Here is a 16794-nt window from a genome sequence, read left to right as displayed (position 1 = left end):
TTCACCTCAATTTCGGATTGAGCGCATCGCGCAGCCAGTCACCGAGCAGGTTGACGGAGACCACGAGAAGGCAAAGCTGGACGACGGGGAAGAGCACGACCCACCATACGCCCGAAAACAGGAACTGGTTGCCGAGGCGGATGAGCGTTCCAAGGCTCGGCTGGCTCGGCGGCATGCCGATACCGAGGAAGGAAAGCGTCGCCTCCGTCAGGATCGCCATGCCGAAGTTCAAGGTCGCCGCGACCAGGATCGGTGTCAGCGTGTTCGGCAGGATGTGCTTCAGCATGATGCGCCGCGCCGGCGTTTTCAAAAGGCGCGCGGCCTGGACATACTCCTTGCCGCGCTCGACGATCGTCTGGGCACGGACGGTACGGGCATATTGCACCCAGGCGCTGAGCGTAATCGCCAGTACCAGCACGGCAGCAGAACCGACGTCCCTGAGTTCCGGCGGTAGCATCTGACGGGCGACAGCACTGACGAGGATCGCGATCAGGATCGTCGGGATCGACAGGAGCACGTCGCCGATGCGCATCAGCAGATTGTCGATGAAGCGCCCGAAGTAGCCCGCGACGAGGCCTAGGCTCAAACCCACGGCCAATGAAAGGACGACCGAGGCGACGCCGATCAGGATCGAGATGCGCGAGCCATAGAGAATGGCCGAAAGCATGTCGCGGCCTTGGGTGTCGGTGCCGAGCACGTAAGGCCATTGGCCGTCGGCCTCCCAGATCGGCGGCAGCTCGGAATTCCAGAGCTCAAGCTGGGCCGGATCGAAGGGATTTTGCGGCGCAATCAGCGGCGCGGAAAAGGCGGTTACGATCAGGAAGGTGAGGATGACCGCGCCGATGATCGCCGACGGCTTGTGGATGAAGGACCACCACAGGTCGCTCTGGCGCCAGCGGGCAAGCCGCGAGGGCCGGCGTGGCGGTGTGGTTTGCTGGACGTGATCTGTCATGGCAGCGACCTCAGCGTGTGGCGTCGCGCAACCGCGGATCGATGACCGCATAGGCGATATCGACGAGCGTATTGAGCGTGACGAAGATGAAGGAGACGATGCAGAGATACCCCGCCATGACAGGCATATCGAGGAAGGTCACCGCCTGGATGAACAGCATGCCCATGCCCGGCCACTGGAAGACGGTCTCGGTAATCAGCGCGAAGGCGATCAGCGAGCCGAAGTTCATCGCCGTCATGGTGACGACGGGCATCAGACAGTTGCGGAGTGCATGGCGGAAATAGATCCGCCAGCGCGGCACGCCGCGGGCACGTGCGAATTTGACGAAGTCCGAGCGCAGCACTTCCATCATCTCGGCGCGGACGAGACGCATGACCAGTGTGATCTGGTAAAGCGCGAGCGCGAGGGAGGGCAACAGCAGCGAAGCCCGACCCGAGGCTGTCAGCAAACCGGTGCTCCACCAGCCAAGCTGCACCACGTCGCCGCGGCCGAAGGCGGGCACGAGGCCAAGCGTTACGGCAAAGACGAGGATCAAGAGGATGCCGACGACGAAGCTCGGCAACGAGACGCCGATGATACTGACGAATTGAAGCCCCTCCGAGTACCATCGGCCTCGGTGGATCGCGGTGATGACGCCAAGCGGAATACCGATCAAGAGCGACAGGACGGTTGCGACCAGCGCTAGCTCCATCGTCGCCGGGAAGCGTTCGGCAATGAGCTTCATCACGTCCTGGCCGTTGCGGTAGCTGATTCCGAAATCGCCCTGTGCAGCGTTGACGACGAACCGTCCGAACTGGGTCACGAACGAATCGTTGAGCCCGAGCTTTTCGCGCAGCTCGATGCGGTCGGCCTGCGACATCTGCTCGTTGGCCATCAATTCAACCGGATCGCCGGCGAAGCGGAAGATCAGGAAGGCAAGCAGCGCAACGGCGAGCATGACCAGCACGGCATTGGCCAGTCGCTTGATGAGAAAGACAATCATTGGGTTTCTCGCTGAATGAGAAAGCCCGGCAGAGCGAACTCTGCCGGGGCAAGGAAACTCAATCGCCGATGCGCGTCAGCCAGTGGCGCGGCTTGTTGTCGGCGCGAATGGTGACGTCCGTGACGTTCTTGGACATCGCCCAGGCCATCGGCTGCTGGTGCAGCGGGATCATGATGACCTCGTCCTTGGCGAACTTCAGCGCGTCGGTTTCGATCGCCAGACGCTTGTCGTGATCCATCTCGACCGCGGCTTTCTTCACCATGGCGTCGAGTTCCGGATAGGACCAGCCGCCGTAGTTGGCGACGCCGGCGGCACCTTCGCGGGTCGAGAGAACCTGAACCAGGATCGAATAAGCATCGAGGGTTGGCTCGTTGGCCCAGCCGATCATGTAGGCGTCGGACTTGCCGCCGGCGCGCTTCGGCGCCTGAACCGCACGCGGGCCGATGTCGAGGGTCGGCTTGAGACCGACGCGCGACAGCATCGAAACCAGGGCGCTGCAGACGTCTTCCTCGTTGACGCTCTCGTCGTTCATGCAGACGAACGTGAACTCCTTGCCGACGGCGCCCGCTTCTTCGAGCAGCTTCTTGGAGAGTTCCGGATCGTAAGCGGTCGGCACGTCGAGCTCGGCGCTGTAGCCGGGGATTTCAGGCGCGACCATAGTGCCGGCGACATGCGACTTGCCGCGCATCACGCGCTTGAAGATGAGCTGGCGGTCGATCGCATGGTCGATCGCCTGGCGTACCTTGATGTTGTTGAAGAAGTTTTCGCGACCGTCGGCGAAGGTGTCGTGGCGGTTGAAGACCATGTGCACGGTGCGCAGGTCGGTGCGCTCGACGAGCTTGATGTCCGGCGAACTCTTCAAGCGCTCGAGATCCTGCACGGGCGCGCCGTCTGTCAGGTCGATTTCTCCCGAAAGCAGCGCTGCGACGCGGGTGGCGGCCGAGGTGATCGGCATGAATTCGATGCGGTCGAGATTGTGCTTGGGCGTATCCCACCAGCCGTCGTTCTTGATGAGAACCGTCTTGCTGTCTGGAACGCGGGATTCGACCTTGAACGGGCCGGTACCGTTGGTGTTGTAGGTGGCGTAGCCTTCGACCTTGGCGCCGACGTCGGTCGGCAGCTCGTACTTGTTGTCGACCAGCCAGTCCTTGTCGAACATGAAGATGTTGGTCATGTCGTTGAGGAACAGCGGGTTCGGCGAATTCACTTCGATGTCGACCGTGTAGTCGTCGACCTTGGTGGTCGAGACATAGGCCGGAATGTTGCCACGCAGCGGCGAGGTCGGGTGGCTGACGCGGGCCATGGAGGCAACGACGTCGTCAGCGGTGAAATCGGCACCGTTCTGGAACTTCACGCCCTTACGCAGATGGAAGCGCCAGACCTTGTCCTTCACCATCTCCCAGCTGGTAGCCAGCGCCGGCTCGACCTTGAACTCCGGCGTATAGCGCGTCAGGCCCTCATAGACGTGGTTGAGGAAGGCCAGGTTCGAGGTGCTGCCGTAGGAATAGGGGTCGAGCGAGAAAATATCCCGCGGGCTTCCCCAGCGCAGCGTTTCGGCGGATGCCGAGGATGCGAGGACGGTAAATGCCAACCCCGCGAGGAGATGCTTTCTCAGTTTCATGTCGTTCCCTCTGTTTTCTCGTCAGTCGCCCTGTGCCGGCGCTCTCGCCCACTCGTGAGCAAGCCACCCTAGATTTGAAGCTGTTGGCGACAATGTCAACTATTTTGTCGACAATTTTGTATGCATAAATGTTTAAAGTGGCATACAGTGTAAAAAGTGGGGATCGGTTCCCCGAACAAACTGGCTGAAAGACAGTGGTCGAACAGCAACTAAGAGGCGAATAAAATCCGTCGAAACGCCTGAAACGGCACGCCCGCCGATATCTTTCGACACCGACGGGCGAATGCGATTTGTCAGATTGCTCGGTGCTTGGGCGCGTCAGCTCTCGCGGAACGCGCGGTTGACCTGATCCATCAGCGGCTTGACGAAATAGGAGGCAACGCTGCGCGCACCGGTGGTAATGAATGTCTCGACCGGCATGCCTGGCATCAGCGACACATTGCCGAGCCTTTGGATCTCCTCGGGCGAGATCGCGACGCGCGCGACGTAATAGCTCGCACCAGTCCGCTGGTCGACGGTGACGTCGGCGGAGACACGCTCCACAGCACCATTGATCTCCGGCGTCGTCTTCTGGCTGAAGGCGGAAAAGCGCAGGATGGCGCGCTGGCCGGAATAGATCTGGTCGATATCCTGCGGCGCGACCTTGGCCTCCACCACCAACTTACCGATGTCAGGAACGATCATCATGATCTGTTCGCCGGGCGCGACGACGCCACCCACCGTGTGGACCGAGAGCTGATGCACAATCCCGTTCTGGGGCGCCACGATGTCGACCCGTTTCAACTGGTCTTCGGCCGCCACCTTGCGCTCGACGTACTCGCCGATACGGGCATCCATTTCGCGGAGATCACTGCCGACCTCTTCCGCCCATTGCTCGTCGACCTGGATGATCTGCAGGGCCGTCTCGGCGATCTTTTCATGCACGCCGGCGATCCCGGCGGTGAGGCGGCCAATCTCACCGTCGATGTCGGTTGCCTGGCGTTCCAGCGTGCTGACGCGGCTTTTCTCCAATAGGCCCATGTCATGCAGGAAGACGTAGCGCTCGAGTTCGTCCTTGATCAGCACCCGCTCCCGCTCGCTTGCCGCGCGCTCCGCCTCCATGCCGCGGATTTCGTCGTTCAGCTGCTGCACGCGCCGTTCGAGCTGGCGCTTCTTGCTGTCGCGCACGTCGCGCCGGTTTTGATAGAGCAGTTCCTCCGCGTGCATCATAGCTGCGATCTCCGGCTCACTGCCGCGTGCAAGCAGGGTCTCGGGAAAAGCCACGCGCTCACGACGGTCGCGCTCGCCTTCGAGCCTTGCCTTTCGCGCCGAGAACTGGTCGAGGCTCTTCAAGATGATCGCAAGATTGGCTTTCGTCATCGTCGCATCGAGACGCATGACCACGTCGCCGGCTCGGACCCGATCGCCGTCACGAACCATGAGCTCGCTGACGACGCCGCCCATCGGGTGCTGTACCTTCTTCAGGCTGCTTTCGACAACAACCGAACCCTGCGCAATCACGGCGCCAACGATTTCAGTTCCGATGGCCCAGCCGCCGAAAAGCCCAACGAGCGTGGCAAAGCCGAGCGCCCCGACGATCAAATGCGTGCGGATCGAGCGCCGCAGTGTCTGCCAATCGTCCATGTCCATCATGCCTTTGCTGCTTCTACTGTTTGCACGACCTTGAGCGCACCAGGATTGCCCGGCGCCTGCCTCAAGACCTTCGAGAGAACCTCATCCTTCGGCCCGAAGGCCTGCTGTTTGCCGGCGGCCAGCATCAGCACCTTGTCGACCGCAATCAGCGCGCTCGGGCGATGGGCGATGACGATGGCGATGCCGCCGCGCTCCCGGATACCGAGGATTGCCGCGGTCAGCGCCTCCTCCCCTTCGGAATCGAGATTGGAGTTCGGCTCGTCGAGAATGACAAGGAACGGATCGCGATAGAGCGCCCGCGCCAGTGCGATGCGCTGTTTCTGGCCGGCGGAAAGCGCGCGGCCATTTTCGCCGACTTCCGTCGAATAACCATCCGGCAGGCTGACGATCAGGTCGTGAACCCGCGCCGCACGCGCTGCTGCGATCACATCCTCGGCTTGAGCGTCGGGCTCGAAGGAAGCAATGTTCTCGGCGATCGTGCCGTCAAGCAGCTCGATCGCCTGCGGCATGTAGCCGATATGGCGGGCAAGGGCAGCGACCGGCCATTGATCGGGCGTGGCGCCATCGAGCCGGATGGCGCCACGCGCCGGCTTCCAGATGCCGACCAGAATGCGCGCCAGCGAACTCTTGCCCGAACCACTGGCGCCGATAACACCGAGGCCGGTTCCGGCTTCCAGCGAGAACACGATGTCCTGAAGTACGGTTTCACTGGTTTCCGGGGGAACCGCCGTGATGCGCTCGACGGAAAGCATCGCCTTCGGCGCTGGCAGGTCCATGCGGCCCGCCGTTTCCGGCAGCAATGACAGCGTCTTCTGCAGACGCACCCGGCTCTGGCGAGCAGCGATGAAGCCTTTCCAGTTGGCGATAGCGAGATCGACCGGGGCAAGGGCGCGCGCCGAGAGTATCGAGCCGGCGATGATGATGCCGGGCGTCGCCTGTTGGTTGATCACCAGCCAGGCGCCGACGGCGAGAATGCCGGACTGCAGCAGCATGCGCAGCACCTTGCTGAAAACGCTGAAACCGGAGGCGATATCGCTTGCTCGGCGTTGCTCGCGGGTAAAGGCGCGGTTTTCGTCCTGCCAGCGGCGACGCAGATGCGGCGCCATCCCGAGAACCGAGATCACGTCCGCGTTCCGCCGCGCACTTTCGGCCATGCGGCTGCGCTTGGAAGAATGCTTGGCGGCTTCCTCGACGGGTCGTTTGGAGACAAGCTCGGTCAGCAGCGTGATGGCTGCAAGCACGATTGCCCCGCCGAGTGCCGTGACTCCGAGCCAGAAATGGAAGGCGAAGCAGATGGCAATGTAGAACGGCAGCCAGGGCAGATCGAAGAGCGCCGTCGGGCCGCTGCCGGAGAGAAAAGAGCGGATGGTGTCGAGATCGCGCAACGGCTGGGCATATCGTGCGATCATCGGCGCTTGAAGCTGCAGGCCGAGGATCGCATCGTAGACGCGTGGCGAAATTGCCAGATCGAGACGATCGGCAATGCGCACCAGGAGACGCCCGCGCAGGGCATCGAAGAGCCCTTGGAAGGCATAGAGGACCGCGACGATGGCAAGCAGAGCCGCAAGCGTCGGCAGGCTTCGGCTCGGCAGCACCCGGTCATAGACCTCCATCATGAACAGAGAGCCCGTGAGATAGAGGATGTTGACGACGGCGCTGAGCAGGCCGATGCCGACGAAGGCGTGCATGCATCCGGCAAAGACACCTTTGAATTGATTGGCATTTCGGGTCGAAGAAAGGTTGTGCATGGTCCGTGGTCCGTTGAGATCGCGGCGGTAGCAGTCAGCCATCACAGGGAAATGACAGGGATGTGGGTGAGAGGGGCGAGCACGGTGCCCGCCCCTCGTCTTTCATCAGGCGAAGCGGAAATCGTCGATGACGAAGTTCTCCGTCTTGACGCCGTTGAAGGTGATAGACGAGCCGTCGTTAAGCGCGATGTGTGCGCCGTTCTCACCGTCGGTGACGGCGCCCGAGGACATCAGTGCCTGGTAGTCGGCAAAGAGGTCCTTGGAGAGCACGACCACGTCGCCGCCTTGAGCACCGGCATCAAAGTCGAGCACGACATCGCGGCCATCGCCAGCAGCGAAGACGAAGGTGTCGTTGCCCGCACCGCCCGTCAGCACGTCATTACCCGTGCCGCCGTTGAGGGTATCGTTGCCGGTACCGCCGTTCAGCTGGTCATTGCCGGCGCTGCCGTTCAGCGCATCGTTGCCGGCGCCGCCCATCAGCACGTCGTTTCCGGCGCCCCCCTCGACGACGTCATTGCCGTCACCCGCCACAACCCGGTCGTTGCCAGCACCGGCGTCGACCATGTCGTTACCTTCACCGGCAAGCACCGTGTCGTTGCCGTTGCCGGCCTCGATCATGTCCTTGCGGTCGGTGGCGACCAGTGTGTCGTTGCCATCGGAGCCTTCGACGACATTGTACTCGGTGTAGCCATCGACCCGGATCGTCGCCGTACCGGACGACTCTCCCCCTTGAGCGTCACGCACGGTGTAGGTGACGGTGACGAGCGCGTTCTGCTCGTCTTCGAGAGCCACGAAGGCCGAGGACGGGTCGGCGACCAGCTTGCCGTCAACGATGGAGAAGGCAGCAGCGGCTTGAGCGTTCGTCAGAGCGATGCCGGCAACCGCCGTGACCGCGAACCCGACGAGCGTCAGGCGATCGCCCTCGATGTCGGTGTCGTTGGCAACGAGATCGAAGCTCCCGGTCTCGTTTTCGGCGACCACTCCGGTATCGACAACAGCAACCGGTGCGTCATTGACCGGCTTCACCGTGACGCTGACCGTGCTCTCGGTGCTGCCGCCCTTGCCGTCGGACACGACGACCGTGAAGCTGTCGGAACCGTTGACATTGGCGTTCGGACGATAAGTCCAGGTACCGGTTGCGACGTCGAGCTGCACCTGGCCGTTGGCAGGCCCGGCACCAGCCTTGACCGCATAGCTCAACGCATCGCCGTCCACATCCGCAGCGACGATCTGGCCGTTGACCGGCATGTCCTCATTGGTCTCGACCGCGACCGGCGATGCCGTCGGGGCATCGTTGACCGGCTTGACCGTGAAGGACGCACCCGCCTCGCTCGAACCACCGCGACCGTCGGAGATCTGGTAGCGGAACGAAGCCTCGCCGTTGAAGTTGCCGGCAGGCGTGAAGCGGATGCCCCCCTCAACGAGGACGGCCGTACCGCCAGCGACCGAGGTGACGCCGGTCACCGTCAGGCTGTCGAGATCCGCATCGGTGTCGTTGCCGATAAGGCTCGAGAACGGGACGAGGAACGATGCCGCATCCTCGTCAACGGGAGCCAGCGTGTCGGCCAAAGCGACCGGGCCGCGGTTGACAAGGCCATTAGCGATCGCCGCACGGTTCAAGACCGTGCCGTCGGCAAAGGTCACGAGCTCGACGCCACCGCCTGCAAGCTGGCCCTTCAGGGTCAGCTTTTCGCCATTGGCGAACTCGACCTCGACGGCTTCACCGTATTTGTGCAGCACGGCTTCGCCGCGGGCGATGTCGTGCAGGACGAGAACGTCCCGATCGCCTGGCATCGTCGCCGTTTCCACAATTTCGTCCGAGCCTTCACCGCGTCCGTAAACATAGGTGTCGGAACCGTCGCCGCCGATCAGCACGTCGTTGCCGGCTCCACCTTCGATGACGTCGTCGCCGAGACCACCGGCGATCATGTCGGCGTCGTCGCCGCCCATCAGGACGTCGGAACCCTTGCCGCCGACGAGCGCGTCACGCCCGGCGCCGCCAAGCAGCGTATCGTCGCCATCGCCACCGTCGAGACGGTCGTTGCCACCATTGCCGAGCAGCGTGTCGTTGCCGCCGAGACCATAGATCGTCTCATCAGCATCGGTACCGGCGAGCACGTCACGGGCATTGGTGCCGTTGACGATCTGGCCGCCTTCGAGACCCGACTTCAGATCGACGACCGTGAGGTTGTCGAAGGTAAGACCGGCATTGCCCCAGGAATAAAGGCCGAAGGTGCCGGCATCGAGGCCGCGGTCGCCGACCGGATAGGCAAACAGCGCCTCGTCATTGAGGAACGCGGTGATTTTGTCACCGACGACTTCGACCCGAAGCTTCATCGCTTGGCCCGGTTCGTACTTGCCCGGAACCTGTGCGAGGATTTCCTCAACTCCGTTCTTCATCCGAATGAGGTTGAAGATGCTGCCGGCGCCGTTGCCCGGGTTGCGGTCAAGAATGCCGTCAGCATCGAGTTCGAGTTTGTAGTAGTTTTTGTTGTCCTTGTAGCGGAACAGGAAGCCGAGGCCGTCCTTGTCCGGCGTCTGGATCGTCGCCTCGACCGCATAGTCGGTCCAGGCAAGGGCCGCAGGATCCTTGAACAGCGCATAGGTGCCGAGACGCAGCACGTTGACGCCGTCGCCGAGCGGGCTCCAGCCGCGCTTCCAGTAGTCGGCAGCGGTGGCACCCGACCAGGTGAGCTCACGGCTCTGCAGGTCGGTCGTCTGAATGAGCTTGCCATTGTTCACCAGCCATTCCGACGACTTGCCGTTCGGGCCGATGCCGCCGAACTCACCCTCATCGATGATGTTGAAGCGAGAGAGAGCGTTAGCGTTCGAGAAGTCCTCGGAAACGAGGATCTTCGTGCGGTCGACGACGGTGACGTCGATGCGGTCGGTCGAGACCGAACCATCCACAGCAGTCACCTTGAGCAGGAGCTTGTTGACACCCGCGTCGAGATTGACGTTGGCCGTCTTGCCGGTGGCGACAACATTGCCGGCGAGGTCGGTCCAGACATAGTCGGCGAGCTGCTTCGGACCGAAGGAGCCGGAAGCGTCGAGCACGACCGAAGCCTTGCCGTCGCCGTCGATGTCATAGGTCCGCTGGTCGATGCCGGCCTTGGCGGTGGTGTCGGCCTTAGTGACGACGATATCGTCGAAGACGGAGGTGCGCTGGCCACTGGAATAGAGACCGACGGTGCCGCCCTGCAGCGGCTGGGTCGCATCGACGACTGGACCGGCGAAGACGTTCCTGTCGCCGAGGAAGACGTTGATCGCATTGCCGGTCACGCCAACGGTCAGCGGGATTTCCATATTGTAGGGCGAGCCCTCGTTGACAGAGGCGATGATCGTCTCGACGCCGTTTGCGACCTTCACCAACTGGCGGCGGTTGGTTTCGCCGTCGAGGGTGAAGCGGTAGTGGTTGTTGGTGTCCTTATAGTAGAAGAGAACGCCGATCGTGTCGTTGTCGAGCTGCGTCAGCGACGCCTCGAAAACGTAGTCCTTCCAGCTGGCCGAGCCTTCGCCGATGAAGACGAACTTGTTGCGGGCCGCATCGCTCTGGTCGAAGAGCGCTGCCTCCGGGGCGGCGAGGCCTGCCGTGCCAGTCGGCCGGGAGAAGACGGTGCCCTTCAGGAGAAAGTTGCCGGTGTTGCCGTTGGCAGCACCGATCTCGGTCGCCCAGCCATTGGCATTGCCGTCGTTGAAGGTTTCGACCAGAAGCGTCCGGTCGCCGCGCACAATTACGTCAACCGTGTCACTGGTCTTGACGCCATTGACGTCGGTGGTGGTCAGCGTCAGCTTGTGCTTGCCAAGCGCAAGATCGGCCTTGGCTTCCTTGCCTTCGGCGACGACGTCGCCGTTTTCATCCGTCCAGACCCAGCTCTTGACGTTCGCCGGCAGCAGCGACTTCGCGCCGGACAGCGAAACGTTCGCCGAGGATGCGCCGGTTGCGGCATCAGCGAGGATGTCGTCGCCCGCTTCCGCCATTGCGCGCGCCTTGCCGCCGCTGACGTCGATGTTTTCGAAGACTTCCTGATGGCCCCGGTAATAGCCGGTCAGGCCGTCGCGATCGAGTTCCGGCTTGGAGCGGAAACCGTCAAGATAGTCGTCGAAGCCGGTGAAGTAGGTCTCGGTCGAGACGCGGTTGTTGTCCGGGTCGATGGTGATCAGGCGGATCGCGCCGTTGCCGCCATTGTTTCCCTTCGCCTCATTGCCGTTGCCGGTGATCTCGCGCGAGACGCCGTTCTGGTAGTTGACCAGGAACTGGAAGACCGGCTCGCCATACTGGTTGTAGCTGATGTCGGTTTCAGCGCCATCGCCGAAGATGTGACCGGAGAAGGTCATCACGATGTTGGGGTAACGGGAAAGCAGTTCGCGCGAAACATACTCGCCGTCGTTGGCGCCGCGCTGGTCGGTGCGCATGCCGTAGTCGTAGCCGGCACCTTCGTCGTAGAGCGGCAGGGCCAGATTGTCCTGGCGGCCTGCATAGCTCGTCAGCGAATGGGTCGCGAGCATCACGCGGTAGTCGGGATGGGCCTCGATCACATCTCCGGCCCAGCGGATCACGTCGTCGCGCGGGCCGAATTCGAGCGAGATCGACAGCCACTTGGTGCCGTCCGGGGCAGTGAAGGTACTGTAGGTGTTGCGGGCGCTCATCAGCTCCTGGTCATAGGCGCCGCCGAACGTTCCTGGGTTGGTGGCCTTCTGCTTGTCCGGCGAGAAGCGCTGGTCGAGATAGATCGACGTATGGTCGGCAGCGCTGCCGCCGTTCGCCTGGTCGTGATTGCCCGGCAGAAGCGCATAGGGGATCTTGCCATCGAGCTTGCGAAGCGCTGCCTCGGCGATATCCCACTGACCCGAGAGGTTGTTCTGGGTGATGTCGCCGACATGCGTCATGAAGACGATGTTGTGGCCCTGGCGGTTGTCGACTAGCCATTGGGTCATGTCGCCGAAGAAATGCTTGAGCCCGTCGTTCGAGGTGTAGTCCTGGGTGTCCGGGAAAACCGCGATCGTATAGGCGTTCGCACCGGCGACGCGGACGCGGAAGTCGTCGATCACCGCGTTGCCGGCAGCATCGGTCGCGGTGACGCGGATGTCGGAATGGCCGAGGGCGGCGAAGTCGAGCACCAGCTTGTTGCCGTCGACGAGAACCGCCTTCAGCACTTCGCCCTTGGTGTTCTGCACAGTGTAAGTCAGGTTTTCACCGGAGAAATGCTGCGACAGATCGATCGTCACGTCGCCGGCGTCCGGTGTCACCATCATGTCCTTGATGGCGAGGGTCTTGGTGACCGAACCCGGGTTCGGCGTCGTCGTATCCTGGCCGACAGCCGGGATGCCGGCAGTTGCCGGGGTCGTGGTGGTCACCGTGGTGCCCTTGCCGCTGAGGCTGCCCTGGCCGAAGGTCGGCGTCGTCGAGCCTTCACCAAAACGGAATTCCGTGCCGTTCGACAGCAACGCGTCGGGCTTCAATGCGTCCGGAACGATGCCTTCGGGCTTGGCCTTGCCGAGGGCGGAGAGCTCGTCACCGCTCAAGACCTTTTCGATGAACAGGAAGTTGCTGAGATAGCCCGAGGAGGTTTCGCCGTCGTCGTCGGCAAAGATCAGGAAGCCCTTGGCCTTGTCGATGGTGAAGCGGGCGGCGAGCGAGCCGGTCATCTTCTGTTCGGCCGCGAACTCGCCATTGATATACTTCTTCATCGAGACGCCGCCGCTGGCGTCCTTTTCGATCGTCAGGCCGATGCGGTTCCAGGCATCGAGCTTGGCAGCGCCGCGATAGTCGCTGTTGATGCCGAGGCCGAAGCTGTCCCCGCCGACCTTGCCGAAGATGTCGCCGTCCGATGCGTTGGTCGCATCGGTCTGCAGGAAGGGGATCCAGCCGCTGGAACCTGCGGATGGGAAGTAGACGTCATAGACGAGGCTATAGGACGAGACCGTGCCGGTGCCGCCCGGCGATACCAGGATACCCTGCTGTTGCGACAGGCGCGGGATGTTCAGAAGCCAATCGGAAGACGATTGGATTGGCGTTGCAAGCGAGTTGGGGGAGGAAGTCATGTCGGCTTTCTCTCTAAGGTGAACGGGATCGGCTCTGGGCCGTGCGTCACCGTTAGCGAGGTCGCTTACCGGCCAGATGACAGTTGCTTAACAAAGCGTAAAACGGCCATAGCGTTTTCCCATGCCTGCCATCGGTTTTGTCCGTGGGCCATCCTGATCAGCGTGCAAAACATGAGCGGATGTCACGTGACTGTCAGCTTTGCCGACAATGATGTGCGGCGCCGCCAGGTGGCGGCAATCACAGGCGGCAGAACGGACCATATGTCGATCACTCAGTTGAGAGCCTTTCATATCGTCGCGCAATCCGGCGGGTTTTCTCAGGCCGCGCGCGACATGGCGATCAGCCAGTCCACCCTCTCGTCCCATGTCCGCGAACTCGAGGCCCATTGCGGTCTCAACCTCTTTGAGCGGAAGCCACGCGGTGTCAGCCTCAGTGCCGACGGCGAGCGCCTGTTCGAAATCACCTCGCGCCTGTTCACGGCCGAGAAGGAGGCGAATGCATTCCTTCGCGGCGAAGCGGGCTCGAATGGCGGGCATTTGCGCGTCGCGGCCGACGGCCCGATCCTGGCTTTGCCGATCCTGTCGCGGCTAAAAGTCGACCGGCCGAAACTGACCTTCTCGCTCGCGGTCGACAATTCCGCCCGCGTCATCGACCAGATCCTCGACTACCGGGCCGATGTTGCGATCACCGCGCAGACTCCTGACGATCCGCGCCTTTATGGTGTTCATTTCCTCAGCATGCGGATCGGGCTATGCGTACCCGTCGGCCATCCGCTTGCCGAGCGCGACGGCGTGAAGATGAGGGAGCTGGAGGGCATGTCCTTCGTCATGCGTGAAAGGGGGTCACGCACACGCGAGATCTTCGAAAGGAACCTCGCCGAACACGGCACCACCGTGCAGCAGATCGTCGAGATCTCGTCGCGCGAAGGGGTGCGCGAAGCGATCGCCAACGGTGTCGGCTGCGGCGTCGTCGCCGACCTCGAATTCGGCCACGATGCCCGTCTCGCCTACGTGCCGATCGACGACGCCCGCGAACTCATCGACGAATATGCCATCTGCCTTGCCGAGCGCCGGCACCTGCCGCTGATCCGCGGATTTATCGATGAAGCGGGCCGATTGCGGCCGGACGACAGCGAGGCGGTCTTCGCGACGCCGCTGCCGGGCGCTTTTCCCGACACGCGCGATCGCAAAACGACCCGGCCGACCACACAATAGTGACGGTCAGCGCACTTGGATCGCGCGATTTCCCGGAATTGCTCGAGCGCTATGCCGCCCCGCCAAAGCCGGTGAGGAAGGACGTCAAGTTGTCCGACAACGCATCGCAGAGATAACCGCCTTCCTGCACGATCGCGGTCGGAAGGCCGAGGCCCGCGATCGCCTCACCAATCCGGGCAAAGCCCGGCGTAGAGACCGAGAGACCCCCGAAAGGATCGCCTTCGAAGGCATCCAGGCCGAGCGCGACAACCAGCGCGTCCGGCGCGTAAGCGCGGATGCGGCGGAAGGCGACGTCGAGCGCGGCGAGAAACTCTGCATCGCCGGATTTGCGTTCGAGCGGCAGGTTGAGGTTGTAGCCAAGGCCCGGCCCCTCGCCGCGCTCGTCCGCATGGCCCCAGAAGAACGGGTAGAAACGTACCGGGTCTGCATGGATCGAGATCGTGAGCACATCGGCGCGCTGGTAGAAGATGCCTTGCGTGCCGTTGCCATGGTGCAGATCGATGTCGAGGATCACCACGCGGGCGGAACTTGAAAGGAAGCGCTGCGCGGCGACCGCCGAATTGTTGACGAAGCAGAAGCCGCCGGCGACGTCGGCAAAGGCATGGTGGCCCGGCGGCCGGCAGAGCGCATAGGCCGCCCGGTCGCCCGCCATGACCGCATCGGCGGCATCAACAGCGCTCCAGGCGCTCCAGCACACGCTCTCCCAGGTTTCGCCCGAGATCGGACACGCGGTATCGGCCATGTGGTAGCCGGCCTGGCCAACGGCGGACGCCGGGTAGCGACCGTTACGAACTAGCGGATGAATGTTCGGGATAACCTCCTCCGAAGCCTCGGCAATGCGCTGCCAGCGCGCATAGATATGCTCGAGGAAGTCGAGATATTCTGGCGTGTGCACCGCGGCGATCGGGCCGAGCCCTTGGTCGCGCGGGCGCAGGATTTCGCAGCCGGCGGCTCGGGCACCGGTGAGCAGGCGCTCGACCCGTTCCGGCTGCTCCGGATTGGGCTGCGGTGCGCCACTCGACAGAAAGGCCTTTGGGTTGTGGCGCTTCTGTTCGGCTGCATAGAAGGCTTTCATCTCGTCTCCGTCCTCAATCGTTTTCGTCGGCAAGCGCCCGGAAGGCGTCGCCATAGGCGGCATGTTCGCGATCTGCTTTCTGCCAGGTGATGCCGAGCCGTTCGTAGAAACGCTGGGCGGCTAAATTTTCGGCGTCGACTGCGAGGCGCAGATAGTCGCCGCCCCTTGCCTTCGACCAGCTTGCTGCTTCGCGCAGCAGCCGCTCGCCGACGCCCTGCCCGCGCAGGCGTTCGTCGACATAGAGGTCCTGGACGAAAACGCCGGGCCGGCCGCGCCAGGTGGAAAAGATCGGAAAATAGAGGCAAAGGCCGACCAATTCTCCGCCGACTTCCGCGACGAAGCTGCCGAAGGCGGCCTCAGACCCGAAACCGCATCGGCGAAAATCCTCGGCCGTGCTCGTGATCTTGGTTTCCATGCCAAGTCCGCGCCCCATGGCAAGGATCGCCCGATGCATCGCCTCGGCTTCCTCCGGCCGTCCGGCGCGGATCGTCACATCCAAGGCATCATCCACTTTCGTCATCGCGTATCTTCCCTCATTCCATGGCTCGCGCTGTGGCGCCCTGAGTGCCACTAGAACGCGACGTTGTTTCCACCCTTCAGTCCCAGAAGGTCGCGTGCCTCGGCTGGCGTGGCAACCTCAAGCGACAATGCCTCCAGAACCGTGCGAATGCGATGAACCTGCTCGGCATTGCTTACCGCAAGCGTCCCGCGCCCGTTGTAGAGGCTGTCTTCGAGACCAACGCGGACGTTTCCGCCCATGGCGGCGGCCATGGTGATCATCGGCATCTGATGGCGGCCGGCGGCCAGTACCGAGAAGCTGTAGTCGTCACCGAAGAGCTTGTCGGCGATGCGTTTCATGTGCGTCAGGTTCTCAGGGTCGGCGCCAATGCCTCCAAGCACGCCGAAGACGAACTGGATGAAGAGGTGCCCGGACACCAGGCCGCGATCGCGGAAATGCGCCAGCGAATAGAGGTGGCCGACATCATAACACTCGAACTCGAAGCGCGTGCCGCAGCCCTGGCCGAGCCGTGTCAGGATGAGTTCCATGTCGGCGAAGGTGTTCTTGAAAATCGAACTGCGTGTTGCTTCCAGAAGCTGCGGTTCCCATTCGTGCTTCCACTCCGTCGGCTTGTCGAGGGCCGGAAACAAAGCGAAGTTCATCGAGCCCATGTTCAGCGAACACATTTCCGGTTCGGCTTGCAGCGAAGCCGCAAGCCGATCTTCCAGCGCCATCAGCGACGAACCGCCGGTGGAGATGTTTATTACCGCATCGGTCGACTGCTTGATGCGTGGCAGGAACTGCATGAACAGCGCCGGATCGGCCGACGGGCGGCCATCCTCAGGGTTTCGCGCATGCAGATGCAGGATTGAGGCACCGGCTTCGGCCGCCGCGATCGCCTCAGAGGCGATCTGGTCAGGCGTGATCGGCAGGTAAGGCGACATGGTCGGCGTATGCACCGATCCCGTCACCGCGCAGGTGATGATCACTCTGCGCGATGTTTTGGACTTCGTCATGGTCAAGCC

At 62.6% G+C, this 16794-nt stretch carries 10 protein-coding genes; 1 reads left to right on the top strand and 9 read right to left on the bottom strand.

From position 1 onward, the window contains the following. Position 1: 1 nt before the first annotated feature. The 6 genes from BLU35_RS12580 to BLU35_RS12555 all read right to left on the bottom strand — a co-directional run bounded on the left by BLU35_RS12580 (position 2) and on the right by BLU35_RS12555 (position 12980). Complete coding sequence (locus tag BLU35_RS12580; protein WP_093233242.1) at positions 2-952, bottom strand: ABC transporter permease; 951 nt, start codon at positions 950-952, stop codon at positions 2-4. 10 nt (positions 953-962) lie between these two features. Further along, a complete protein-coding gene (locus tag BLU35_RS12575) occupies positions 963-1934 on the bottom strand; it encodes an ABC transporter permease (RefSeq protein ID WP_057249543.1) in 972 nt (323 codons plus the stop codon). Between the two features lie 58 nt (positions 1935-1992). After that, the gene (locus tag BLU35_RS12570) at positions 1993-3555 is read right to left on the bottom strand and encodes an ABC transporter substrate-binding protein (protein WP_093233241.1); all 1563 of its coding nucleotides are present in this window, start codon (positions 3553-3555) and stop codon (positions 1993-1995) included. A gap of 318 nt (positions 3556-3873) precedes the next feature. Further along, on the bottom strand, positions 3874-5178 hold the full coding sequence (locus BLU35_RS12565; RefSeq protein ID WP_093233298.1) for an HlyD family type I secretion periplasmic adaptor subunit: 1305 nt from the start codon (positions 5176-5178) through the stop codon (positions 3874-3876). A 5-nt stretch (positions 5179-5183) separates the two neighbouring features. Beyond that, positions 5184-6935 carry a type I secretion system permease/ATPase gene (locus BLU35_RS12560; protein ID WP_093233240.1) on the bottom strand — a complete coding sequence of 584 codons (1752 nt, stop codon included), beginning with the start codon at positions 6933-6935 and terminating at the stop codon, positions 5184-5186. Positions 6936-7040: 105 nt separating this feature from the next. Further along, positions 7041-12980, bottom strand: coding sequence for an Ig-like domain-containing protein (locus BLU35_RS12555; protein WP_093233239.1), 5940 nt, complete (start codon positions 12978-12980; stop codon positions 7041-7043). A 186-nt stretch (positions 12981-13166) separates the two neighbouring features. Between BLU35_RS12555 and BLU35_RS12550 the strand changes: the two genes are divergently transcribed. Further along, positions 13167-14195 carry a LysR substrate-binding domain-containing protein gene (locus BLU35_RS12550; protein ID WP_286161510.1) on the top strand — a complete coding sequence of 343 codons (1029 nt, stop codon included), beginning with the start codon at positions 13167-13169 and terminating at the stop codon, positions 14193-14195. A 49-nt stretch (positions 14196-14244) separates the two neighbouring features. Here BLU35_RS12550 and BLU35_RS12545 read toward each other — a convergent pair whose 3' ends face one another. Genes BLU35_RS12545 through kce form a run of 3 tightly spaced genes read right to left on the bottom strand, consistent with a single transcriptional unit; the run spans position 14245 to position 16785 of the window. Then, entirely contained in the window at positions 14245-15270 is a 1026-nt protein-coding gene (locus BLU35_RS12545) for a histone deacetylase family protein (RefSeq protein ID WP_093233238.1), read from the bottom strand. A gap of 13 nt (positions 15271-15283) precedes the next feature. Continuing rightward, positions 15284-15790 carry a GNAT family N-acetyltransferase gene (locus BLU35_RS12540; RefSeq protein WP_286161509.1) on the bottom strand — a complete coding sequence of 169 codons (507 nt, stop codon included), beginning with the start codon at positions 15788-15790 and terminating at the stop codon, positions 15284-15286. 50 nt (positions 15791-15840) lie between these two features. After that, on the bottom strand, positions 15841-16785 hold the full coding sequence (gene kce / locus BLU35_RS12535) for a 3,5-dioxohexanoate:acetyl-CoA acetone transferase (protein WP_093233237.1): 945 nt from the start codon (positions 16783-16785) through the stop codon (positions 15841-15843). Positions 16786-16794: the final 9 nt, after the last annotated feature.

This window comes from Sinorhizobium sp. NFACC03, assembly GCF_900103435.1.
In the GTDB taxonomy this organism is placed as follows: domain Bacteria; phylum Pseudomonadota; class Alphaproteobacteria; order Rhizobiales; family Rhizobiaceae; genus Ensifer.
Note: the sequence above shows the minus strand (reverse complement) of the source record. Positions and strands in the feature narration are given on the sequence as shown.

Coding starts and splice junctions, on each gene's coding strand:
- BLU35_RS12580 (WP_093233242.1), bottom strand. CDS start 952: ATGACAGATCACGTCCAGCAAACCACACCGCCACGCCGGCCCTCGCGG.
- BLU35_RS12575 (WP_057249543.1), bottom strand. CDS start 1,934: ATGATTGTCTTTCTCATCAAGCGACTGGCCAATGCCGTGCTGGTCATG.
- BLU35_RS12570 (WP_093233241.1), bottom strand. CDS start 3,555: ATGAAACTGAGAAAGCATCTCCTCGCGGGGTTGGCATTTACCGTCCTC.
- BLU35_RS12565 (WP_093233298.1), bottom strand. CDS start 5,178: ATGGACGATTGGCAGACACTGCGGCGCTCGATCCGCACGCATTTGATC.
- BLU35_RS12560 (WP_093233240.1), bottom strand. CDS start 6,935: ATGCACAACCTTTCTTCGACCCGAAATGCCAATCAATTCAAAGGTGTC.
- BLU35_RS12555 (WP_093233239.1), bottom strand. CDS start 12,980: ATGACTTCCTCCCCCAACTCGCTTGCAACGCCAATCCAATCGTCTTCC.
- BLU35_RS12545 (WP_093233238.1), bottom strand. CDS start 15,270: ATGAAAGCCTTCTATGCAGCCGAACAGAAGCGCCACAACCCAAAGGCC.
- BLU35_RS12540 (WP_286161509.1), bottom strand. CDS start 15,790: ATGACGAAAGTGGATGATGCCTTGGATGTGACGATCCGCGCCGGACGG.
- kce (WP_093233237.1), bottom strand. CDS start 16,785: ATGACGAAGTCCAAAACATCGCGCAGAGTGATCATCACCTGCGCGGTG.